This is a genomic window from Antrihabitans stalactiti (genome assembly GCF_012932915.1).
Taxonomy (GTDB): Bacteria; Actinomycetota; Actinomycetes; order Mycobacteriales; family Mycobacteriaceae; genus Antrihabitans; species Antrihabitans stalactiti.
The window spans coordinates 463,969-486,393 of sequence record NZ_VCQU01000005.1 but is presented as its reverse complement, the minus strand read 5'-3'; the positions used below and the strand labels follow the sequence as shown (position 1 = coordinate 486,393).

Below are 22,425 nucleotides of genomic sequence, written 5' to 3'. Positions count from 1 at the left end.
TCGGCCACCTGATGATCGATCCGACCAAGCGCTACCAAGGCCAATTCCGGGTCGCGGCCTAAAATGTGTCCCACATGTATCTAGACACATCTGTGCCACATGTATCTAGACAGCACAGAGTCCAGGGACTCCGAAAAGACTCACGAGGACGAACGTGTCGGTGGGTTCGTACACGATTCTCGCCATGACAGCTTCGATGGCAATCGGCCTCGTTCTCGCACTCGCGATCGGCTTCGCGCTTGGTTGGCTCGCGCACGCGGCGCGCGCTGGTGTGCTGCACACGCGCACCGTGGCCGGCGGCGAGCAGATCGCTCATATTGTCGGACCGTTGCGCGACGCCGTCGGCGCACTCGCGACGCAGGTGGCGCGCGTCGAGACCGACCGGGCGCAGTCCTATGCAGGGCTTCGCGAACAAGTCGCGGGTATGCATCGCACGTCGGAGTTTCTGACTACGCAGACGAGCCAGCTGGTGGCGGCGCTGCGTGCGCCGTCGGTCCGTGGGCGTTGGGGAGAGATACAGCTGGAGCGGGTCGTCGAAATGGCAGGCATGGTCAAGCACTGCGATTTCGATACTCAGGTCACCCGCGGCGGCGCACGGCCCGACCTTGTCGTCTACCTCGCTGGCGGAAAGCAGATCGTCGTCGATGCGAAGGTTCCGCTCGCGGCCTATTTGGACGCCGCGCAAGAGAACGAGCCCGTCGCGCAGGCGCGGCATCTCGCCTTGCACGCACGCCAGCTACGCAACCACGTCGACGAGCTGGCGGAGAAGGCCTACTGGGAGGAATTCGATCCGACACCGGAGTTCGTCGTCCTGTTCGTCCCCGGCGACCCGCTACTCGACGCGGCACTCACTGCAGACGCGAGCCTGCTCGAGTACGCGTTCTCGAAAAACGTGATTCTTGCGACACCGACCACCTTGGTCGCTTTGTTGCGAACGATCGCGCACACGTGGCGACAGGAGGCGGTGTCACGTGACGCAGCCACCATCGCGCAACTCGGGCGCGAACTCTATTCACGCATTGGCACGGTGGCGACCTATCTGGACCGCATGGGCAACCAACTCGGCAAAGCGGTCGAATCGTTCAATCAAACGGTCGCGTCGATGGAATCTCGGGTCATCGTCACTGCACGCAAGCTCAACGACCTGCAACGCTACGACGGTGACGTTCCCGACATCGGGCAAGTCGAAACATGGCCTCGAGCAGTAGCGGTAGCCAACATATCGACGAGCAACGGTCATGCCAACGATGCATTCTGACGTTGAACAGTTAATGTCGTCATGTGCCCGTCTCCCCACCAGCTCGATCGTCCGTACCGCTCGCACAGCGGTCCGTGGTGCCGACCGTTCCTGGAATCTCCGCGGGTTTGGCTGTGCTCGTTGCCGTCGGAGCTACGTTTCTCGGGTTCCTGCTCGACTCGGCTCGTGGCGACGACCTCACCGGCGCGTTCTCGACCTTCTACGTCCTCGGCTGCGTCGTAGCCGTCTTGGCGGTCCGACATCGCGGATTGTTCACTGCGGTCGTGCAGCCGCCACTCATCTTGTTCGTTGCGGTGCCGTTGGCCTATCAGTACTTCACGGAAGGTGGCGGGAGCTCTCTCAAAGACATCCTGCTCAACGTTGCTATTCCGCTCGTGAACCGGTTCCCGCTGATGTTGGGGACAACGGTGGTCGTGTTGGTGATCGGCATCGTTCGTTGGTTCATCGCGCAAAGCGGGACGCACGCACCGGCACGGTCGCGGTCCCGGCGCTCCCCGGACTCCGGCCCCGCAGCGCGGCGGCCGCGGTCCACGCGCACGCCGCGCCGTACGACGAGAACAGCACCGGCTTCACCGCCGCAGTCGGCACGCAAGGCCCCGCCGGAAGACAAGCCGAGGCGCGAGCCGCGCTCACACGCTGCCGACACCGCTCGCCCAGTCCCTGCGCAACGCACCGCCGCGCACGCACGAGTCGCTCGGGATTACCCAGCCCGCGATTACCCCGCTCGGGATTACACGTTGCCACCGACGCGGCGCGCTGCCTCGGAAGGCAGGCGACGCGCAGAAACCCCCGCGCACCCCAGCCCTCAGGTCCGCTACCGCTACCGGGACGATCCGCCGTACAGCCGCTGATCGGCCGCTCGCAGTTACTGCCGCTTGTCCCGAAGCTCGCGAGGCAACGAGAAGACCAACGTCTCGTTGGCCGTAGTCACGGACTGCACGTCGCCGAAGCCGTGCTCGGCCAGCAAGTCGATCACTCCACGGACCAGCACTTCTGGTACGGACGCGCCCGAGGTGAGACCGACCGTCTGCACACCCTCGAGCCAGGTCAGGTCGATTTCTCGCGCATAGTCGACGAGGTAGGACGCCCGCGCTCCCGCACCCAGCGCAACCTCGACCAGCCGGACCGAGTTGGACGAGTTCTGCGACCCGACGACGATGACCAGATCGCATTCCGGCGCCATCGCCTTGACCGCAACCTGGCGGTTCTGCGTTGCGTAGCAGATGTCGTCGCTCGGCGGATCCTGCAGCGTCGGGAACTTCTCCCGCAACCGCTTCACCGTCTCCATCGTCTCGTCGACACTCAACGTCGTCTGCGAAAGCCAGATGACCTTCGACGGGTCTCGCACGGTGACCGCGTCGACCGACTCAGGCCCGTCGACGAGCTGGATATGGTCGGGCGCCTCGCCCGCGGTGCCCTCGACTTCTTCGTGACCTTTGTGCCCGATCAGCAAAATGTCGTAATCATCGCGCGCGAACCGCTTCGCCTCGACATGCACCTTCGTCACCAAGGGACAGGTCGCGTCGATCGTCCGAAGATTGCGCTCTGCGGCGGATACATGAACAGCCGGCGACACGCCGTGCGCCGAGAAAACGAGCAGCGCGCCCTCGGGCACCTCGTCAGTTTCCTCGACGAATACCGCGCCCCGGTCGGTCAGTGTCTCGACGACGTGGCGGTTGTGGACGATCTCTTTTCGGACGTAAACGGGAGCCCCGTGGCGTTCGAGGGCTTTCTCTACCGTTTCGACAGCACGGTCCACGCCGGCGCAGTAGCCGCGCGGCTCAGCGAGCAGCACCCGCTTACCGCGCGCAGGATTGGATACTCTGCCCGCCGTCGCGGCGATCCCAACATCGATCTGCACAGGCGAAGACATGCCACCAGGATACGGGTCGAGACTGTGCGAGCGAGTCGCGCAGCCGTCGATCGACCGCTCAACTACCAAATTGTGCGAGTGTCAGGCACTCTATGCGTATGATTCGTCCTCCTTACCTGGCGCGTGTCGCTGCCGGGGCTGCGGTCTACATCCTCGAAGAGACCCGCAAGCTCCCGTCGACTGCGGTGACACTGCCGATGACGGCCTTCAGCCAGATGCTGCAGACCACGATGCATTTCCAGCAGTTCCTCACCAGCCTCGCGATCAAGGGCGACCAAGTGTTCGCGCCGTTGTTCGGTGAGGTCGAGGAGAAGCCGGAGTGGGCGACATTCGACGAAGACAACCCGGAGGTGGACGCCCCGGCTCCGACCCCCGAGCGCACCGGAACGCCGGGACGCTTCGCGTTGTACTCGATGCCACCGAACGCTGAGCCGCCGAAGGCTGCCGCAAAAGCCGACAAGGCGCCGGCCAAGGCACCAGCGCGGCGCAACGTCGCAACCGCCCCCAAGGTCGTCGAGCCCGAGATTGCCGCCTACCTCGATTACGGCTCGCTCACGCTTGCGCAGCTGCGCGCCCGCCTGCGGTCGTTGTCGGTCGAGGAGCTCGGTGCACTGCTCGACTACGAAGAGCACTCGCTGTCTCGCGCGCCGTTCCTGACCATGCTGAGCAATCGGATTGCGTCCGCGAAGGCCAAGTGACCGAGGGACAAACCCAACCCCGAACGTCGAACTCCGCGGAGAATCCGTGGCCGGTCCGCTCGGTCGCCACCAAGGTCGCTCAATGGATCGATCGACTCGGCGCCATCTGGATCGAAGGCCAGATCACGCAGATCAACATTCGGCCGGGAACGCGTACCGCTTTCATCGTTTTGCGTGACCCGTCGGCCGACATGTCCCTGTCGGTCACGTGCACACCCGAATTGATTCGCGATTCTCCCGTGCCGCTTCACGAGGGCAGTCGAGTCCTCATGTACGGCAAGCTGACCTTCTTCGCCGGCCGCGGAACGATCTCGCTGCGCGTCACCGAGATTCGCGCGGTCGGGATGGGTGAACTGCTCGCCCGAATCGAGCGTCTGCGAGCGTTGCTGGCGGCCGAGGGGCTGTTCGATCCCCGCCTCAAACGACCGCTCCCCTTCCTGCCCAAGACGATCGGACTCATCACCGGTCGCGCGAGCGCAGCCGAGCGAGACGTTCTCACTGTTTCCCGAAACCGTTGGCCTGCAGTGCAATTCGAGGTCCGCAACATCGCGGTACAGGGACCGACCGCGGTACCCCAGCTGTTGACCGCGCTCGCAGATCTCGACGGCAATCCGAGCGTGGACGTGATCATCCTGGCGCGCGGCGGTGGCAGCGTCGAAGACCTGCTCCCATTCTCCGACGAAGCACTCTGCCGCGCGATCGTGCGGGCGACCACGCCGATCGTCAGCGCCATCGGGCACGAGCCTGACAGCCCGCTGTCCGACCACGTGGCCGACTTGCGCGCCGCAACTCCGACCGATGCGGCTAAGCGCGTCGTGCCCGATGCGATCGCCGAGCAAGCGCTCGTCGCAGACCTGCGCGGTCGCGCGGCCGCGGCCCTACGTGGCTGGGTGGCGCGCGAGACCCGCGCGCTGGAACAGATCCGAAGCAGGCCCGTGCTCGCCGACCCGTTGCGCGCCCTGGAACACCGCCACGACGAGGTGGAGCGACTCCGGTCGGCAGCGCGTCGCGACATCACGCGCGCGCTGCAGACAGCCGAAACACAGGTATCGCACCTTCGCGAACGACTGGCTACTTTAGGCCCCGCCGCGACACTCGCTCGCGGATATGCAGTGGTACAACGCATTTCTCCGGGTGGCAACCACGTGCTACGTTCTGTGGCCGACGCGCCTCCCGGAGCACAATTGCGAATCCGGGTCGCTGACGGAGCTGTCAGCGCCGCCTCCCTTGGATCCGATACGAAAGCGACGAGAAATTGACGCAGACAGACGCCAACGCCGATATTGCCGAGCTCGGCTACGAGGAAGCGCGCGCCGAACTTGTCGACGTCGTCCGGATTCTCGAGCAAGGCGGGCTAGACCTGGATGCCTCGCTCGCATTGTGGGAGCGCGGTGAGGCGCTGGCCAACCGCTGCGAGGAGCACCTCGCGGGCGCTCGCCGTCGCGTCGAGGTCGCGCTTGCCGCCGCAGAGCTGGAGACGCGAGACTGACGTATGCCAATTTCCTCGGCACCGATCATGTACGGCAGCAAAGTTGCCGGAAGCGATCTGCTGCCATGGGAATGGGCCAGGACCCGGCTCGACGCGGCGAGGAACTACTGGATCTCGACGACCCGCCCCGATGGTCGACCGCACTGTCGCCCGGTGTGGGCCGTCTGGCTCGACGACGCATTGTGGTTCAGCACCGGCTCCCTCGCCCAGCACAACCTCACGACGAACCACGCCATCACTGCGCACCTCGAGGACGGCGACGAGGTGGTCATCGTCGAAGGAATCGCCGTGGCGGCGCACGGTCACCCGTCGTTGCAGCAGATGTGCGACCGCTACGGCGCGAAGTACGACTGGCCCATCTACCCGACCGACACCGGCATCCGCGACGACAACAGCGCGCTGGGCCCAGTGTTCCGCGTCGTCCCCGAGGTCGTCTTCGGTTGGGGCGAGCGGACCGCGAAACCCACCCGCTGGGTGTTCTAGCGAGCCAGCGGCTGCGCGCTCACGATCGCTCGCGCGAGGTCGGTGAACTCCTCTTTGTCACCGTTCCCGCGCAGCAGAATTCGCACGTCGGTCAGGTCTGCGACCCAGACCGTGTCCTCGTCCTCCTTGGCGTAGACCACCCACGTCGTGGCGTCGACCTGCTCGTTTCCTGTGGGCTGGCGTTGTCCGACGACGAAAGAAACCAGGGTGTTCGCGGGCGCGTCGCTTTGTGTCATCTGCACGTACCGGCCTTGGCGCGTGTTGTAGCCGATGCTGCTCGTCCGGTACTGCCCGCCTGAAATCTCTTTGCCACTGCCCGAATTCGCTTGCCAGCCGTCGGGAACCACGGGTTTGCGGATCGGGAAGGGCAACGCGCGAGCATCTGCTTGCAATGCACGATCGACGTCGACGCTCGGCACCGGACCTTGCTTCGGCCCGCCGGGACTGAATGTGCACTTGTTGGCAATGCCGGCAATAAGGAGGCAGACCAGGATCAGCGGAATGAGCGACAGCGCCATGTCGCGCGGGCTGTGCAGGATGCGGGGTTTGTCGGATGCCACGCCACCCAGTATCCCCAGGGCATTGGCCAGGCTCCGCACCGACTCTGAAAGAATCACGCGGAGACGACCGAACCCAGGAGGCACTTCGCTATGACGGCCAGCAGCAAACCCCGCCGACGCGAGGCACCAGATCGCAACCTTGCCCTCGAGTTGGTGCGAGTGACCGAGGCCGGAGCCTTGGCCGCGGGACGCTGGGTCGGTCGTGGCGACAAAGAGGGCGGCGACGGCGCCGCTGTCGATGCAATGCGGCAACTCGTCAGCACCGTGTCGATGGCAGGCATCGTCGTGATCGGTGAGGGCGAGAAGGACGAAGCGCCGATGCTCTACAACGGCGAACTCGTCGGCGACGGCAATGGCGCCGAGTGCGATTTCGCGGTCGACCCGATCGACGGCACCACGCTGATGGCGAAGGGGCTCCCGAACGCGATCTCGGTCCTCGCCGTTGCGGAACGTGGCACGATGTTCGACCCGTCAGCCGTGTTCTACATGGAGAAGATCGCGGTCGGACCTGAAGGCGCCGATGTCATCGACATCACCGCTCCGATCGCGGAAAACATTCGCCGCGTCGCCAAGGCAAAACGGTCGTCGGTTTCCGACATCACGGTCTGCATCCTGGATCGCCCGCGACACGAGTCGATGATTCAGCAGGTCCGCGAAACCGGTGCCCGGATCCGCCTTATCTCCGACGGCGACGTTGCCGGTGCCATTGCGACCGCACGGCCCGATTCCGGCACCGACCTGCTCTTCGGCATCGGCGGCACCCCCGAGGGCATCATCGCGGCTGCGGCAATGCGCTGTATGGGCGGCGCGTTGCACGGCAAACTCGCGCCGAAAGACGATGCCGAGCGGCAGAAGGCGATCGACGCCGGCCACGACCTCGACCGCGTGCTGGTCACCGAGGACCTGGTTTCGGGCGACAACATCTTCTTCTGCGCAACGGGCGTGACGGACGGCGACCTGCTCCGCGGCGTTCGCTACAGCGGCGGCGGCGCGACGACGCAGTCGATCGTGATGCGGTCCAAGTCGGGCACGGTCCGGATGATCGACGCCTACCACCGGCTCACGAAGCTTCGCGAGTACTCGGCAGTCGATTTCGACGGCGACGACAACGCGGTTCCGCCTCTGCCGTGACCCACGCCTAAGGTTGACGGCATGACTGAATACCGCATCGAACACGACACGATGGGTGAAGTCAGGGTGCCGGTCGACGCACTCTGGCGGGCACAGACGCAGCGCGCGGTCGAGAACTTCCCGATCAGCGGACGCCCACTCGAACGCACTCAGATCCGAGCGATGGGCCTGCTGAAAGCGGCGTGTGCGCAGGTCAACAAGGATCTTGGGCTGCTCGACGCCGAGAAGGCCGATGCAATCATCGCCGCCGCCAACGAGATTGCCGAAGGTCGGCACGACGATCAATTCCCGATCGACGTGTTCCAGACCGGTTCGGGTACCAGCTCGAACATGAACGCCAACGAGGTCATCGCCTCGATCGCCAAGGCGAACGGCGTGGACGTCCACCCCAACGACCACGTCAACATGTCGCAGTCGTCGAACGACACCTTCCCGACCGCGACCCACGTCGCCGCGACCGAGGCAGCCGTCACCGACCTGATTCCCGCACTCGAGCATCTGCACGGCGCGCTGGCAGACAAGGCCGCAGAGTGGCGGACCGTCGTCAAATCCGGTCGAACACATTTGATGGACGCGGTTCCGGTGACGCTCGGTCAGGAGTTCGGCGGATACGCGCGTCAGATCGAGGCAGGCATCGAACGCGTTCGCGCGACGCTGCCCCGCCTCGGTGAACTGCCGATCGGCGGAACCGCGGTCGGCACCGGACTGAACGCCCCGACCGGCTTCGGCCCGAAAGTCGTTGCCGAGCTGGTGAAATCGACCGGAGTCGATGCGCTGAAGCCGGCGACGAACAGCTTCGAGGCACAAGCAGCACGTGACGGCCTCGTCGAGGCGTCAGGTGCACTTCGCACCATCGCAGTGTCACTGACCAAGATTGCCAACGACATTCGCTGGATGGGCTCCGGGCCGCTCACTGGGCTCGGCGAACTTCGCCTTCCCGACCTGCAGCCTGGTAGCTCGATCATGCCCGGCAAGGTGAATCCCGTTCTGCCGGAGGCGGTCACGCAGGTTGCCGCACAGGTCGTGGGTAACGACGCCGCGGTGGCCTGGGGTGGCGCGGCGGGCGCATTCGAGCTGAACGTCTACATCCCGATGATGGCGCGCAATCTGCTCGAGTCGTTCACCTTGCTGGCCAACGTGTCTCGACTCTTTGCCGACAGATGCATCGTCGGGCTGGAGGCGAACGTCGATCGCCTCAAGGAACTCGCCGAGTCGTCCCCGTCGATCGTCACGCCGCTCAACTCGGCGATCGGCTACGAAGAGGCTGCCGCTGTTGCGAAGCAAGCGCTCAAGGAGCGCAAGACCATTCGCCAGACGGTCATCGACCGCGGCCTGATCGGCGACAAGCTTTCGGTCGAAGAACTCGACCGCCGCCTCGACGTCCTGGCGATGGCGAAAGTCGAGGACTGACTCCCTGTGCGCGCGTCTCACCCTTCCGAGGGTGAAATTCGCGCACAGTTGGCAGGCCGACTGGTCGAGCGAGCCACCGAGGACTACCTTCGTCTCATGACCGAACTCACCGACCTCGATCAAAACGCGAGCACCGTAGTGCGCGAGTTTCTGAATGCGTTGGAGATCCAAGCCGCCGACGAGGCGTCCGAACTGCTGACCGACGACATTGCGTGGCTGAACAACTCGCTGCCTGTCGTGCGCGGCGCCAAGCGCGTTCGCCAGGTCTTCGACCTCGCAGCGAAGACGCACGTGGGCTTTGCCGTGCAGATCCATCACATCGCGTCCAGCGACAACGTCGTGCTCACCGAACGGACCGACATCCTGCGCTTCGGCCCAGTTCGTGTCGCCTTTTGGGTGTGCGGAACGTTCGAACTGCGCGACGGAAAGATCGCCGTGTGGCACGACTACTTCAGCTACTCGAACTTCGCCCGCGGCATCGCCGTCGGCCTGTTCCAAGCAGTCGTGCCGAACAAACGACTCGCCGTCAGCTGACCTTCAGCGAAGCCAGTTCCTCGCGAGCCTTCTCACCCTCGGGTCCGAAGTTGGTGCGTCCGAAGACATTCCACTGCTCGAGCATCGGCGTGAAGATCAGTTCCGCTTCGCGAGAGCGGTCGTAGATTCCTGCGGCCGCCAGCTCGGAGGTGCTGTCGGCGCCTTCGGGAAGCGGGATGAGCGGAACCTTGAATTCACGGACCCGGTCGGCGATCGCACGGACCGTCTGGTCCGGCACCAGGTCGAGCCCTGCGCTCACGATGTTGGCGAAGAAGTCGCGCTGCAGTTCGTCGTCCAGCGCGATGCGATTACAGATGTCGGCCACGACCGGGTCGTCTACGAGCTTGGCGGTATTGCGGTGCCGGATGCTCGACGCCGCTTCCTCGAAGGTCGAGTTCACGAGGACCTCGAGCAAGTGCATGGGCGGCGCGATGTAACTGGCCACCATGTGCGCCATGCGGACGCGCTCCAGCGCGACCGGATCGACCGCGCGGGTCAGAACGAGGTAGTCACGAATGACGATCGAGTGCCGATTCTCCTCGGCGGTCCAACGACCGACCCAGCGCCACCATGGTCCGGACCGGATCGGCGACGCGGGCTCGCGCCCGGTCGTCATCACCGCGGCAAGCTCGCGGTGGTAGGACGGCATGTTATCGGCAGCGAGCACGCTGACCTGCAACGCGAGCTTGCCGATCTCGCTCAGCGTCGACTGCTCAGGCGACCAATCGACACCACCGAGGAATTCGAAGTTCTGGCCTTGGTCCCACGGGACCAAGTCCTGGGGCTGCCATATTTCGGCGATCGCAAAGTGACGCGCGAGGTTTTCGTCGACAACGTGCGCAAGCGCGTCGAGCAGCTCTTTGTCGTTCAATTCGTTCGGCACGGCACATACGGTAGTCGTTGCGGACCCATAGATGGGAATCCGACCTGGAAATCAGCTGATCGCGATGACTGCGCCAGGCGCCAACCACCGAATGATCGTCAACAACGACGACCGTTCCAGCGACACGCACCCTTCGGTCGGAACGCCACCGCTGACGTGCATGAAGAACGCGCCGCCACCGCCAGGGACGCGCTGCGCATTCACGCCCATGACGACGGCGTACTCGTATTCCGGGATCGCGAGCTGCTCGCTCTCGCCCTCGTCGAAGCGACACGTCCCCGGCGCGCACACCTGGTGGGAGTTGTACGTCGGACTCCGCGGGTCCCCGTCCCACCAGTCGTTCGCGCCGACGCGCTGGTACGGCAGTAGTCCGCCAGGCGGCGGACCAGTGCCGAACACCGATTCCAAACCGAAGACGCCGAGCGGCGTCGCCGGTACTCCGTCGATCGCTACCGGCGCGACCCCGTTCGCGCCGATGAAGCCCTCGAAAGGCCCGGCGACGCGGTCCCAGCCGGACAAGCCGCCCTGCCATGCCTCGATGGTCGCTGTGGTGCCGTGGCTTCGCACAGAGACCACCTGGACCGCCGGGCCGACCTGTCCGTCGAACGACGGAGCCGCGTGCGCCGACACAGGAAACATGACGAGAAGGGCCGCCGCCAGAGCGATTATCGCAGCGCAGACTGTGCCGCGATAACCACCTGGTCGACGTGTAGTTGTCACGAGTTGGGCCCGAACTCCTCCAACATCTCCGTGACGAGGGCGGCGATCGGTGAGCGCTCGCTGCGCGTGAGCGTGATGTGCGCGAATAGCGGATGACCCTTCAGCTTTTCGATCACGGCTGCCACACCGTCGTGGCGGCCGACGCGAAGGTTATCGCGCTGGGCTACGTCGTGGGTCAGAACGACGCGTGACCCACTGCCGAGGCGGCTGAGCACGGTGAGCAAGACGTTGCGCTCCAACGACTGCGCTTCGTCGACGATGACGAACGAATCGTGCAGCGAACGACCACGGATGTGCGTCAACGGCAGCACTTCGAGCATTCCGCGGTGAATGACCTCTTCCATCACCTCCGGGCTCGCGAGGCCGTCGAGGGTGTCGAAGACGGCCTGCGCCCACGGACCCATCTTCTCGCTCTCGCTGCCGGGGAGGTAACCGAGTTCCTGGCCACCGACGGCGTACAACGGTCGGAACACGACGACCTTGCGCTGCGTCCGGCGCTCGAGCACGGCCTCCAGCCCGGCGGTCAACGCCAACGCCGACTTGCCGGTACCGGCCTTGCCGCCGAGCGAAACGATGCCGATGCTCTCGTCGAGCAGCAGATCGAGCGCGATGCGCTGCTCAGCGGAGCGGCCGTGCAGGCCGAACGCTTCTCGCTCGCCGCGCACCAACTGCACGCGCTTATCCGGCGTCACCCGTCCAAGCGCACTGGATGTTCCACCCAGCAGGCGAATACCTGTGTGGCACGGCAGTTCTCGCGCCTCGTCGAGATCGATGATGCCTTCGCTGAAGATTTGGTCGATGGTGGCCGTCGCGACGTCCATCTCGGTCATGCCGGTCCAGCCGGACGGCACGACGTCGTGTGCGTGATATTCGTCGGCGGGAAGGCCGACTGCACCGGCCTTGACCCGGAGCGGAATGTCCTTGCTCACCAGCGTGACGTCTTGACCTTCGGCCGCCAGGTTCAAGGCGCAGGCGAGGATCCGCGAATCGTTCGAGTCGGTCCGGAAGCCGACGGGGAGAACGGTCGGGTCCGTGTGATTCAGCTCGACCTGCAAAGTGCCGTTCTGGGAGCCGATGGGAACGGGCCGATCGAGTCGGCCGTACTGCAACCGCAGGTCGTCGAGCATCCGTAACGACTCACGGGCGAACCAACCCAGCTCGTGATGATGCCGTTTGCCTTCCAACTCACCGATGACCACCAACGGAAGAACTACCTTGTGCTCAGCGAAGCGGACGACTGCCCACGGATCGGACAGCAATACCGAGGTGTCCAGCACGTACGTGCGGATGCCAGCTGAGTTGGTAGCGGAAACGGCTCGTGTAGAGGTCACGTGAGGCTCCTATGTCTGCGCGGCACCCGCACAAACTCACTCGCTGGAACCGGCAGGTCCTTAGGGGTTAACCCGAGGACCGGGTGCCGGCCCCCTCGAACTGAGTAGCTCAGTCACGATCGGACCTCCCGTACAGGCCGCTTCCCCGCTGCCTGTACCGCCGACGCTACTGCCAATCGTGTAATCCGGCCGAGGACGAGAGGGGCGTGTCGGTGAACAACTTATTAACGCGAACCACGGGAGTCACACAACACACTCGTGAGTCTTTTCGGAGTCCCTGGACTCCTAAAAGACTCACGACCTACTAACCGAGGAGGCGCCAGTCCTCGAGGCCTTCGTAGAGGGGGAACGTCTTGGCGAGCGCGGTGACGCGAGCGCGTTGGGCGTCGACGTCCCCACCGGCGAGCGTGGAGGCGATGATGTCGGCAACCTCGGTGAAAGCGGCGTCGTCGAAACCACGCGTCGCGAGTGCGGCGGTACCGATGCGCAGACCGGAGGTCACCATCGGCGGGCGTGGGTCGAACGGGATGGCGTTGCGGTTGACCGTGATGCCGACCTCGTGGAGCAGATCCTCGCCCTGCTGACCGTCGAGCTCAGAGTTACGCAGGTCGACGAGCACGAGGTGGACGTCCGTGCCGCCGGTGAGGACGCTGACGCCCTTACCTGACACATCCGCGCCGGTGAGGCGCTCAGCAAGGATCTTTGCGCCCGACAGCGTGCGCTCTTGACGTTTCTTGAACTCTTCGGTGCCTGCAATCTTCAGCGAGACGGCCTTGGCTGCGATCGCGTGCATGAGCGGGCCGCCCTGCTGACCTGGGAACACCGCGGAATTGAGCTTCTTGGCCCATTCCTGCTTGGCGAGGATCAGACCCGACCGCGGACCGCCCAGTGTCTTGTGGACGGTGGTGCTGACGACATCGGCGTACGGCACGGGCGACGGGTGCAGACCGGCTGCAACGAGACCGGCGAAATGGGCCATGTCGACCCACAAATACGCGCCGACCTCGTCGGCGATCGACCGGAATGCCGCGAAATCCTGGTGGCGCGGGTAGGCGGACCAGCCAGCGACGATGACTTTCGGCTTGGCTTCCAACGCGACCTTACGGACCTCGTCCATGTCGACGCGGTGGTCTTCCTTGCTCACGCCATAGGAGTGCACCTCGTACAACTTGCCCGAGAAGTTGAGGCGCATCCCGTGCGTCAGGTGGCCGCCGTGGGCGAGGTCCAGGCCGAGCAACTTCTCGCCCGGGTTCATCAGCGCCATCAGCACAGCCGCGTTGGCCTGTGCGCCGGAGTGTGGCTGGACGTTGGCGAAATCGGCACCGAACAGCGCCTTTGCGCGGTCGCGGGCGAGGGTTTCGACGATGTCGACGTGCTCGCAGCCGCCGTAGTACCGCCGGCCGGGGTACCCCTCCGCGTATTTGTTGGTGAGCACGCTCCCCTGCGCCTGGAGCACGGCACGCGGAACGAAGTTCTCCGACGCGATCATCTCCAAGGTGTCTCGTTCACGCCCAAGTTCGCCCGCCAGAGCGGCGGCAACTTCGGGATCGAGTTCCCCCAGCGACTGGGTGTTAACAGAGGAGGCAACGGTTGCGGTCACACCATTAGTCTATGTAGGCAATTGTCGCGCCCATCGCGCACCCTTGGGAGGGTACGAAATGAGTTACCCGGGTGATCCACACAACCCGCAGGATCCGTATCTGCCGCCGCCCGGGCAGGGCTACGGGCCGCCGCCGCAGTACGGTCCGGATCAGCAGTATCAACCCACGGCGCAATACACCGCAGGCCAGCAGTACGGGACCGGGCCGGAGTACCAGCAGAATGCGGGATACGGGTATCAGCAGCCTCCGCCGCCACCACCGAAGAAGCCGGTGAGCTTGATCGTCTTCGGAGTCGTGCTGGTCATCGTCACCCTGGTGGCGCTCGGCATCGTCGTCGTCCTCACCCGCGGTGGCGACAGCAACGACAAAGTCGCCGACAAGACGTCCACCTCCGCCGCTACATCCTCGCGGACGTCGTCGCAGACGACATCGGCGTCGCCGTCCCGCACCTCGACGAAACCGGCCGCTGGCTTCGCAGTGAACGACTGCCTTGCGAACGTTCCCAAGAACCCCACGGTCGATTCGTGCACCAGCTCGGCCGCGACGTACAAGGTCGTCGAGGTGTCGTCGACCGGCAGCTGCCGTCCCGATGTCGGCTATGTCCCTGTCAACGGCACCACCTACTGCCTCCAGGTCAACTTCAACGTCAACGGCTGCTACGGCAAGCCTGCCGACAAAGAGTGGGTCGTGCCTGCAGCAACCTGCCGGGCGCCGGGAACGATCGTCGTCGTCGATGTCGTCAACGGAGTCAACGACAAGAACCAGTGCAACCCACAGGTTTTCGATAATTCCTGGTACTACTACGACCCGCCCGTGACGGTCTGTTTCAACGAGTTCTGATCGGTTCGTCGGCAAGCTCGCGCCGGAGTCGACCCGGCGTGAGCGGTTCGTCGAGCAGTCTGCGGAATCGGTCCGAGCGCTGCTCGGGATCAGGTGCGACGTCGAGCCAACTGCCGAGCAACCGGTAGCCCTCGACGTAGGTGCTGATGTAGGCGCGCCACAAGGGGGACGACAGGAAACGTAGCGACTGTCGTGCCCGATCCGGCGTGGTCAGGGTCGCGCGTTGCAGGAATTCGGCGACGTCGTCCTGACTCTTTCCGCGGTCGTGGAGCAGAAGCGCTGCGTCCTGGCGGGCCCCGAGCAACTTCGCCGATGCCGTCGAAAGTTGCTGAGCTCGTTGACCGTCGAATCGCAAACCGAGGTCGGCGTAGATCTCCTGCGCCCACAGTCCCCAATCGGGTCCGACGATCGACCGCAGGGCCAGGTCCGCGAGTCCCTCAGCCATGAGGCATTGCGGTGTGTTGACGAGAAACAGCGTCTGCTCGGCCTGGCCGGCGTTGCGAACGAGTCCGGCTTCCTTGCGGCAATGTTCGGTGTGATGGCCCGGATACGACTCGTGCGCAATCAAGTGCGGCAGGTGAGCCATGTGCTGTTCGAGATCGGAATTGATCGCCACGCGCGAGCGGAAGTTGCCCAGGTAGTAGTTGAACCCGGACCAGGGTTTGTCGCTGACCACCTCGTACTCGACGAGTTCGTTGGCGGGCAGCGGATACCTGGCCCGGACCAAGTCGCGCAACGCGCTGGAGAACGCTTCCACGCACTCCGGCAGCCGTGCCGCCGGTATCGCGTCCGCGGACCGATGTGCTCGTAATCGCTCGGCCAACGAGCCCGGACCAGGCAGCACCGCGTTCATCCGACGGTGCGCCTCGGCGTATTCCTCGGGGTCGGCCATCTCGATCCGCACGTCGAAATACGCCGCGACCTCGTCGACGAACCCGATCTGCTCCCCCGCGAACTTGCGGCCGGAACATTCGAGCGCCCGGAGGTGGACATCGAGAAACTCGGTCCGGTCGGCGGACAGGCCGGCCGACGGTAGGTCCGCGCGCAGCGCGGCAGCGCGCCGAGCCAGACCCTTCGGGTCCGGCTTCGGGGCGTTCTCGACCTGTCGGCGCAGGTCGGGATCACCCGTGAAGGCGTCGACGAACCCCTCCTCCAGGCGGTCGAAGGCCAGTCCGAGCAGCAGATACTCGCGAACGATTGTGTCCGGCTCCATGATCGCGACAATATCTCCACTATGACCGACGACGCTGTCACGGCACCCCCAGGCGACGACGACGTCTCTCGGCGAGCAGAATCCAGCTATGACCGTGCCGTCAGTACATCCGGAGGTCCGCGTATGGCGCGGGTGAGCGAACCGAGCCCATACGTCGAGTTCGACCGCAAGCAGTGGCGCACGCTGCGGCGATCGACACCACTCGTCCTCACCGAAGAAGAGCTGATCGGTCTGCGTGGGCTCGGTGAGCAGATCGACCTCGAGGAAGTCGCCGAGGTCTACCTGCCACTCGCGCGACTTATTCACCTGCAGGTTGCCGCGAGGCAGCGGTTGTTCGCCGCAACAGCGACGTTCCTCGGCGACACCCACCCCGACCGCCAGGTGCCTTTCGTCATCGGCGTCGCAGGCAGCGTCGCGGTCGGGAAGTCGACGACCGCGCGCGTGCTGCAGGCGTTGCTGTCGCGGTGGGAGCATCATCCGCGCGTCGATCTCGTGACGACCGACGGCTTCCTGTACTCGACGGCGGAGCTCACGCGGCGTGGAATCATGCACCGCAAGGGCTTTCCCGAGTCGTACGACCGTCGCAAACTGCTGCGCTTCGTTACCGAGGTCAAGTCCGGGGCCGAAGAGGTTGCGGCCCCGGTGTATTCGCACACGATCTACAACATCGTCCCAGGCCAGTACCACCTCGTGCACCAGCCGGACATCCTGATCATCGAGGGTCTCAACGTGCTGCAGACCGGTCCGCGGCTGATGGTCTCCGACCTCTTCGATTTCTCTATCTACGTCGACGCCCGCATCGAGGACATCGAAAACTGGTATGTCCAACGGTTTCTCGCGCTACGCGAGGCCTTCGCTGTGCCCAATTCGCATTTCCACCACTACTCGATGCTCAACGATCGCGACGCGGCTGCCGCGGCCCGGGAGATCTGGCATTCGACCAACCGGCCCAACCTGGTCGAGAACATCCTCCCGACCCGCCCCCGCGCGACCCTGGTCCTGCGCAAAGACGCCGACCACGCGATCAATCGCCTCCGACTTCGCAAGCTATGAACCGTGCGCGCGTCTCACCCCCAGAGGGGTGAAAATCACGCACAGTTGTGCGGGTGGGCTCATCCAGAACTGTGAGTGATTTTTACCCTTGGAAGGGTGAGACGCGCGCACAGGGGGCGGAGGCGCGTCATGAGTTCAGGCGCGGCGTCTGCGAGAAAGAAATGATCGCCCGGCAGGATGGTCACGTCGAATTTGGCGGTGGTGCAACGGCGCCATGCTTGGAGATCCAGCTCGCTGACCAGCGGGTCCTCGTCGCCGCCGAAGGCATGGATTGGGAGGTCGAGCGGCGGGAGGTTGCTAGTGCTCGCGCAGATTTTCAGGTCGTCTCGGACGACGGCCAGAACCTCGTGCAACATCGACTCCCAGGCGAGGACTTCCGGCGGTAGTCCCCCGACCTGGCTGAGTAATTGCGCCAGCGCGGTGTCGTCGAGGTCGTCGACCGACGGCAAGGGTGACGGCAAGTGCGGCGCGGAGTAGCCCGAAAGCAGCAGTGCACGTGGCATTTCGGTGCCGCGATCGCGGCGCAGGCACGCGAGCCGGTAGGCAACCAGCGCTCCCATACTGTGGCCGAAAAATGCGTAGGGAGTGGTTGGGTCGAGTTCCCGGTCGAGTTGGGCGACCAGCGGGTCGATATCGACGAATCGTGATTCTGCAGAACGAGTCTCGCGCCCTGGCAGGACGACCGGCACGACCGCGATGTGCGGTGCGAGGGCACTGCTCCACCCGCGATACAACGATGGACCGCCGCCCGCGTGGTGAAAGCAGAACAGCCGCAACGCTTCCGACATCAGGTACCGACGGACAATGCCGCGAGTTCCTCGGCGAGGACTTTGACGGTGTTGCGGATTTGCTCCTCGGTGTGGCAGACGGTGACGAAGAACCGGAGGCGCGCAAGATCTTCCGGGACTGCCGGGTAGAGAATCGGATTGACGTTGATACCGCGTTTCAACAGCGCATTGGACAAAGCCAGTGTCTTCATCGAGTCGCCGACGATGCAAGGAATTACCGGCGTGTGTTCGCTGTCGCCGGTGTTGATTCCGGCATCGCGCGCGAGCTGGAGGAACAGGGCTGAGCGGTCGCGCAATTGCTCGAAAATGCCTGGCTCCGAACGCAGTTGCCGCAACGCCGCGAGCGAGGCAGCCGCATTGGGTGGCGTGATTCCGACGCTGTAGATGAAGCCCGGCGTGGTGTATTTCAAGAATTGGATCAGCTCACGACTGCCGCCGACGTACCCACCGCACCCGGCGAGTGCCTTCGACATTGTGCCCGACCATAATTCGACGTCCGAACGGTCGACGCCGAAGTGCTCGCCAATGCCGCCACCGTGAGCGCCGAGAACGCCGATGCTGTGCGCTTCGTCGATCATCAGCAGCGCGCGGTGCCGCTTCTTCACGGCAATGATCGCGGGCAGGTCCGGGATATCACCGTCCTGACTGTAGATGCCTTCGATGACGATGAGGACCCGTCGATACTGTCCCCGGACCGCTGTCAGGATGTCGTCCAGCGCCGCATGGTCGTTGTGCGGGAACGGTCGCCGCGTCGCGCCGGACAGCTTGCAGCCCTGCAGGATGCTGTCGTGCGCGAGGCTGTCGTGGATCACCAGATCGCCCGGACCGATCAGGTGACCGATCACCGTCACATTGGTCGCATGACCGCTGACCAGTGCGATCGCGTCCTCGGTTCCGAGGAGCGCAGCGAGTTCGGCCTCCAGCTCCTGATGAACCGGCTTCTCCCCCGACAGCAGTCGGCTGGCAGAGCACGAGCTGCCGTATCGCGCGACCGCATCTTGCACAGCCGCAACGACAGCGGGATGACCGGACATGCCCAGGTAGTTGTAGCTCGACCAGTTGACGACCTCGTTGCCGTCGATGATCGACGTGTCGCGCGTGACGCCGTCGTTGACCAGGAAGTACGGATTCGAGAAGCCGAGCGCCTGCCCCGCGGCCAACCGATCCGCGAGCGCCTTGACCTCCGGGAAGTCGGCGATGCGGTACTCCGGCGCGACCACGGTTCCCGGATCGACATGCCCCGCAACAAGATCGGTGATATCGGCAAGAGTGGTCGCGGGGGTGAAGAAGCCCGGATCGACCGACAAATTCGGGTACGTCTTGACCAGGCCGCCATAGAGGTCGGCGATCATGATCGAGTCGAAGCCCAGATCGCCTGTGATCGTCTGGTTCGCGCGTAATTTCGCAACAGGAAAGCCGCTCACCCGCGCGGCCTGAGCGAGGACCGTCGAGCTCGCCGAACCTCCGGTTGTGGTGATCGGTTGCGCGGCAACGGTGCTCGGTCCCCCCTGCGCGACCGCGGCCAACACGGCAGCCTGTTCCCGGAACAGCGCGACGAGTTGATCCATGGTGGAATCCTCCATTCGGGCAGGCGTAGGTCGTGGCTCTACTTCAGGTTCGCTCTGCACCCAGTAGCGATGCGTCGTGGCGAATTCGTAGCCTGGCAGGCGGTGCCGGACATGAGAACCGGGCTCGTACAGCACATCCCAGTTAGGGTTGAGCCCATCTCGGTACAGCACGGCGACCGTGTCGGCGAGGTCGTCGCAGGGCACGACGAACTTCGCTTCCAAGTCCGGGAACGAGCGCCGGACCACCGACGCCAGAACGCGTTTCGGGCCCACCTCCACCAGATGCGTCGGAGTCGATTCCATTGCTGCGCCAGCGGCGTCGGCGAAACGTACTGTCGCACTGATGTGTTCGACCCAGTAATCGGCATCCATCGGCTCGTCGACGTCGAGCAGCCTGCCGCGCAGGCTGGAGTAGATCGGGACCTGAGGCGGCGCGTACGTGCACGTCGCCGCCACGTCGGCGAAGGCAGCGATCATGGGCGCCATCAGCGGGGAGTGGAACGCATGCGAGACGGTCAGCGCACGGACCTTCACGTCCGCAGCCTGCAGCGCGACGTTGATCCGTTCGACCGCGTCTGCGGCACCGGAGATGACCAGGTCGTGCGGGCCGTTCACCGCCGCAATCGAGACGAGGGGCTCACCGATCAACAACGCGGTCAGGTCGTCGGGGGTGGCACGGACCGCGAGCATGGCTCCCGGCGCCGACAGCGCCTGCATAAAACGTCCACGGGCGCAGACCAGTCGGCACGCGTCGTCGAGGGTGAAGACTCCCGCAACTGCGGCCGCAGCGTATTCGCCGATGCTGTGCCCGAGCAGCCACGCGGGTTCGACACCGAGATCGAGCAGGACGCGGCCGATCGCGTACTCCACGGCAAAGATTGCCGGCTGGGCGAACTCGGTCCGGTCGATGAGTTCGCCTTCTCCGAGCAACAATTCGCGGACCGAGCGACCGAGGTGTGGAGTCATGGTGTCGTCGACGACGGCAAGAGCCTCCCGGTACGCGGCGCTCGTCTCATGCAGTCCCCGGGACATGCCTGGGTACTGCGCACCTTGACCTGTGAACAGCCAACCAGCGACGACGCGACGCGAGAGTCCGGAAACAGCTTCCAGCCCGGCGGAATTCCGCAAAGCCGCCACCGTTGATCCGCGGTCGGCGGCGACGATCGCCAGCCGGTGCCGACCGGACGCTTTGACCTGGTTGGTAGACCAGCACAGCTGATCCAACGGGGCTTCCTGATTCTCCAGGTCCTCGGCGAGGCGAGCTGCGTTGCGGATCAAGCCTTCTGCGTTGTTCGCCGACAGGGTCAGAACACCACCGCCGGCCGTCACCGCACCAGGCGGCCGCGCCGGAGCGCTCGCGAGCAGTACATGGCTGTTGGTGCCACCCATGCCGAAGCTGCTGACGCCGGCGTGGACGATGCCGTCGGGCAACATCAACGGTTCGGCGATGAGTCGTAACCCGTTCCCACCCAACCGAAGCCGCGGGTTCTCGTCGTCGGCGAACCGACTGGGCGGCACGACGCCGTTCGCCAGACCGAGCGCAACTTTGATCAGCCCAGCGACGCCTGCTGCACCTTCGGTGTGGCCGAGGTTGCCCTTGATCGAGCCGATGCCGCACGGCTGGGCGCGCGCCGCCGAATGCAGTTGCCCGAGCGCCTTGACCTCGATCATGTCGCCCAACACGGTTCCGGTGCCGTGCGCCTCGATGAACGCAACCTGGTCGGGCGACACACCGGCGCGACGATAAGCCTCGCTCACGACGTGCTGCTGCGCCCACCGATTCGGCGCCGTGATGCCGTTGCTCTTGCCGTCGCTGTTGACCGCACTGCCTTTGATCACGGCGTAAATCGGCAAGCCCGCAGCCAGGGCGTCGTCGGCGCGCCGCAGAACCAGGACCGCGACGCCCTCACCACGACCGATGCCGTCGGCCTTACCGCTGAATGGTTTGCAGTGACCGTCGGGGGCGGATAGCCCAGCTTGGGTGTAGAAGATGTTGATCGCCGGTGTCAGCGTGATGTTCACGCCGCCTGCCAGGGCTTGATCGCACTCCCCTGCTCGCAGTGCCGAGCAGGCGAGATGGACCGCAACGAGCGACGACGAGCACGCCGTGTCGACCGCCAGGCTCGGACCTTTGAGGTCCAGGTGGTACGACACCCGGTTGGCCGTCATGAAGTAGCCGTTGCCGGACCCGACCTGCGGGGTGATCTTGGTGAGGTCACGCATCTGCACGTGCGCCCACTCGTTGGCCATGACGCCGACGAAAACGCCGGTGTTCGAGCCCGATTGGGACCGCGGATCCAGCGTCGCATCCTCGAAGGCCCGCCATGCAGCCTGGAGCAGCAGCCGCTGCTGAGGGTCCATCGCCGCAGCCTCGCGAGGTGCAATGCCGAAGAATTCGTCGTCGAAAGCGTCAGCGTCACCGAGGAATCCCCCGCTGCGGTTGTTGATCGCGCCCGGACCACCCGCCGGATCGTAGAAGTCGCCGGACCGCCACCGCTCGTGCGGCACGGTCTCGATGCCGTCGCCCCCGGCCATCAGCAGATCCCAGAGCGCCTGTTTGCTCGGCGCTCGTGGGAATCGGCAGTCGATGCCGACGATGGCAATATCGGTCATGAGGCTCGCTCGTATGTGGCGGCGATCTCGTCGGCGATGAAGACCGCGATGTCGTCGATTGTCGGGTAGTCGAAGATCATCGTCGGGTCCACGTCGAGTTCCCACTCATCTTCGACCTCGCCGACCAAGCTCACTGCCCCAACTGAGTCTATTCCCAGTTCAGCGAGCGGGAGTGACGTATCGATATCGCGGGCCGGCATGTCGAGATGCTCGGCGACACGGTCCACCAACCAGTCGGCGATGGACGACGGGCGGCGGGCTGGAATCGTGGCGATGCGCATGCTTAATATCCTCGGGCGCGCTGACCTCGATAAATAGGCACCGCAGGGGGTGCAAGCCCGTCCCCGAGGTGTTGATCACCGCCACCCGAGGGTTAACG

Annotated in this window: 21 protein-coding genes; 11 read left to right on the top strand and 10 right to left on the bottom strand. The window is 64.8% G+C overall.

Annotation, left to right across the window (positions count from 1 at the left end; all coding sequences use genetic code 11):
- The first annotated feature begins 184 nt into the window (after nucleotides 1–184).
- Together FGL95_RS17400 and FGL95_RS17395 are read left to right on the top strand one after the other, a co-directional pair.
- Nucleotides 185–1,258, top strand: coding sequence for a DNA recombination protein RmuC (locus FGL95_RS17400; RefSeq protein WP_169589053.1), 1,074 nt, complete (start codon nucleotides 185–187; stop codon nucleotides 1,256–1,258).
- Between the two features lie 23 nt (nucleotides 1,259–1,281).
- On the top strand, nucleotides 1,282–2,109 hold the full coding sequence (locus FGL95_RS17395; RefSeq protein WP_169589051.1) for a DUF6542 domain-containing protein: 828 nt from the start codon (nucleotides 1,282–1,284) through the stop codon (nucleotides 2,107–2,109).
- A 14-nt stretch (nucleotides 2,110–2,123) separates the two neighbouring features.
- Here FGL95_RS17395 and FGL95_RS17390 read toward each other — a convergent pair whose 3' ends face one another.
- Nucleotides 2,124–3,131 carry a 4-hydroxy-3-methylbut-2-enyl diphosphate reductase gene (locus tag FGL95_RS17390; protein ID WP_169589049.1) on the bottom strand — a complete coding sequence of 336 codons (1,008 nt, stop codon included), beginning with the start codon at nucleotides 3,129–3,131 and terminating at the stop codon, nucleotides 2,124–2,126.
- A 98-nt stretch (nucleotides 3,132–3,229) separates the two neighbouring features.
- Here FGL95_RS17390 and FGL95_RS17385 point away from each other — a divergent pair, with 98 nt between their 5' ends.
- The 4 genes from FGL95_RS17385 to FGL95_RS17370 are packed head-to-tail and all read left to right on the top strand — an operon-like array spanning nucleotide 3,230 to nucleotide 5,801.
- On the top strand, nucleotides 3,230–3,829 hold the full coding sequence (locus FGL95_RS17385; protein ID WP_169589047.1) for a lipid droplet-associated protein: 600 nt from the start codon (nucleotides 3,230–3,232) through the stop codon (nucleotides 3,827–3,829).
- Nucleotides 3,826–5,088 carry an exodeoxyribonuclease VII large subunit gene (gene xseA, locus FGL95_RS17380; protein ID WP_169589045.1) on the top strand — a complete coding sequence of 421 codons (1,263 nt, stop codon included), beginning with the start codon at nucleotides 3,826–3,828 and terminating at the stop codon, nucleotides 5,086–5,088. Before FGL95_RS17385 ends, xseA begins: the two co-directional genes overlap by 4 nt.
- On the top strand, nucleotides 5,085–5,318 hold the full coding sequence (locus FGL95_RS17375) for an exodeoxyribonuclease VII small subunit (protein ID WP_169589043.1): 234 nt from the start codon (nucleotides 5,085–5,087) through the stop codon (nucleotides 5,316–5,318). The genes xseA and FGL95_RS17375 overlap by 4 nt, the downstream gene beginning before the upstream one ends.
- Nucleotides 5,319–5,321: 3 nt before the next feature.
- A complete protein-coding gene (locus FGL95_RS17370) occupies nucleotides 5,322–5,801 on the top strand; it encodes a pyridoxamine 5'-phosphate oxidase family protein (RefSeq protein WP_169589041.1) in 480 nt (159 codons plus the stop codon).
- Here FGL95_RS17370 and FGL95_RS17365 read toward each other — a convergent pair.
- Nucleotides 5,798–6,361, bottom strand: a complete 564-nt coding sequence (locus tag FGL95_RS17365; RefSeq protein ID WP_169589038.1) for a DUF4245 family protein — start codon at nucleotides 6,359–6,361, stop codon at nucleotides 5,798–5,800. The two genes, FGL95_RS17370 and FGL95_RS17365, sit on opposite strands and share 4 nt — an antisense overlap.
- A gap of 90 nt (nucleotides 6,362–6,451) precedes the next feature.
- Between FGL95_RS17365 and glpX the strand changes: the two genes are divergently transcribed.
- The 3 genes from glpX (at nucleotide 6,452) to FGL95_RS17350 (ending at nucleotide 9,436) form a co-directional block, all read left to right on the top strand.
- A complete protein-coding gene (gene glpX / locus FGL95_RS17360) occupies nucleotides 6,452–7,492 on the top strand; it encodes a class II fructose-bisphosphatase (protein ID WP_169589036.1) in 1,041 nt (346 codons plus the stop codon).
- A 21-nt stretch (nucleotides 7,493–7,513) separates the two neighbouring features.
- Complete coding sequence (locus tag FGL95_RS17355) at nucleotides 7,514–8,902, top strand: class II fumarate hydratase (RefSeq protein ID WP_169589034.1); 1,389 nt, start codon at nucleotides 7,514–7,516, stop codon at nucleotides 8,900–8,902.
- Between the two features lie 96 nt (nucleotides 8,903–8,998).
- Nucleotides 8,999–9,436, top strand: coding sequence for a limonene-1,2-epoxide hydrolase family protein (locus FGL95_RS17350; RefSeq protein WP_169589032.1), 438 nt, complete (start codon nucleotides 8,999–9,001; stop codon nucleotides 9,434–9,436).
- Here the strand turns inward: FGL95_RS17350 and FGL95_RS17345 are convergent.
- From FGL95_RS17345 to glyA, 4 genes are all read right to left on the bottom strand, one after another.
- The gene (locus FGL95_RS17345; RefSeq protein WP_169589030.1) at nucleotides 9,429–10,319 is read right to left on the bottom strand and encodes an acyl-ACP desaturase; all 891 of its coding nucleotides are present in this window, start codon (nucleotides 10,317–10,319) and stop codon (nucleotides 9,429–9,431) included. The two genes, FGL95_RS17350 and FGL95_RS17345, sit on opposite strands and share 8 nt — an antisense overlap.
- A gap of 51 nt (nucleotides 10,320–10,370) precedes the next feature.
- Complete coding sequence (locus FGL95_RS17340) at nucleotides 10,371–10,958, bottom strand: L,D-transpeptidase family protein (protein ID WP_240963115.1); 588 nt, start codon at nucleotides 10,956–10,958, stop codon at nucleotides 10,371–10,373.
- A gap of 77 nt (nucleotides 10,959–11,035) precedes the next feature.
- Complete coding sequence (locus FGL95_RS17335; protein ID WP_338079899.1) at nucleotides 11,036–12,370, bottom strand: PhoH family protein; 1,335 nt, start codon at nucleotides 12,368–12,370, stop codon at nucleotides 11,036–11,038.
- Nucleotides 12,371–12,674: 304 nt separating this feature from the next.
- Nucleotides 12,675–13,970, bottom strand: coding sequence for a serine hydroxymethyltransferase (gene glyA / locus FGL95_RS17330; protein ID WP_169589029.1), 1,296 nt, complete (start codon nucleotides 13,968–13,970; stop codon nucleotides 12,675–12,677).
- A gap of 58 nt (nucleotides 13,971–14,028) precedes the next feature.
- On the opposite strand from glyA, the gene FGL95_RS17325 reads away from it, so the two are divergent.
- Nucleotides 14,029–14,811, top strand: coding sequence for a hypothetical protein (locus tag FGL95_RS17325; protein WP_169589027.1), 783 nt, complete (start codon nucleotides 14,029–14,031; stop codon nucleotides 14,809–14,811).
- On the opposite strand, the gene FGL95_RS17320 is transcribed toward FGL95_RS17325, so the two are convergent.
- Nucleotides 14,798–16,024: a DUF885 domain-containing protein gene (locus FGL95_RS17320; RefSeq protein ID WP_169589025.1), complete on the bottom strand. Its 1,227-nt coding sequence runs from the start codon at nucleotides 16,022–16,024 to the stop codon at nucleotides 14,798–14,800. The two genes, FGL95_RS17325 and FGL95_RS17320, sit on opposite strands and share 14 nt — an antisense overlap.
- 123 nt (nucleotides 16,025–16,147) lie before the next feature.
- Between FGL95_RS17320 and coaA the strand changes: the two genes are divergently transcribed.
- Nucleotides 16,148–17,077, top strand: a complete 930-nt coding sequence (coaA, locus tag FGL95_RS17315) for a type I pantothenate kinase (RefSeq protein WP_169589138.1) — start codon at nucleotides 16,148–16,150, stop codon at nucleotides 17,075–17,077.
- A 59-nt stretch (nucleotides 17,078–17,136) separates the two neighbouring features.
- Here the strand turns inward: coaA and FGL95_RS17310 are convergent, their stop codons facing one another.
- From FGL95_RS17310 to FGL95_RS17300, 3 genes are read right to left on the bottom strand one after another with little or no spacing between them, the layout of a single operon-like run.
- Entirely contained in the window at nucleotides 17,137–17,865 is a 729-nt protein-coding gene (locus FGL95_RS17310) for a thioesterase II family protein (protein WP_169589023.1), read from the bottom strand.
- Nucleotides 17,865–22,046 carry a type I polyketide synthase gene (locus tag FGL95_RS17305; protein WP_169589021.1) on the bottom strand — a complete coding sequence of 1,394 codons (4,182 nt, stop codon included), beginning with the start codon at nucleotides 22,044–22,046 and terminating at the stop codon, nucleotides 17,865–17,867. Before FGL95_RS17305 ends, FGL95_RS17310 begins: the two co-directional genes overlap by 1 nt.
- Nucleotides 22,043–22,327 carry an acyl carrier protein gene (locus tag FGL95_RS17300; protein WP_169589019.1) on the bottom strand — a complete coding sequence of 95 codons (285 nt, stop codon included), beginning with the start codon at nucleotides 22,325–22,327 and terminating at the stop codon, nucleotides 22,043–22,045. The genes FGL95_RS17305 and FGL95_RS17300 overlap by 4 nt, the downstream gene beginning before the upstream one ends.
- Nucleotides 22,328–22,425: the final 98 nt, after the last annotated feature.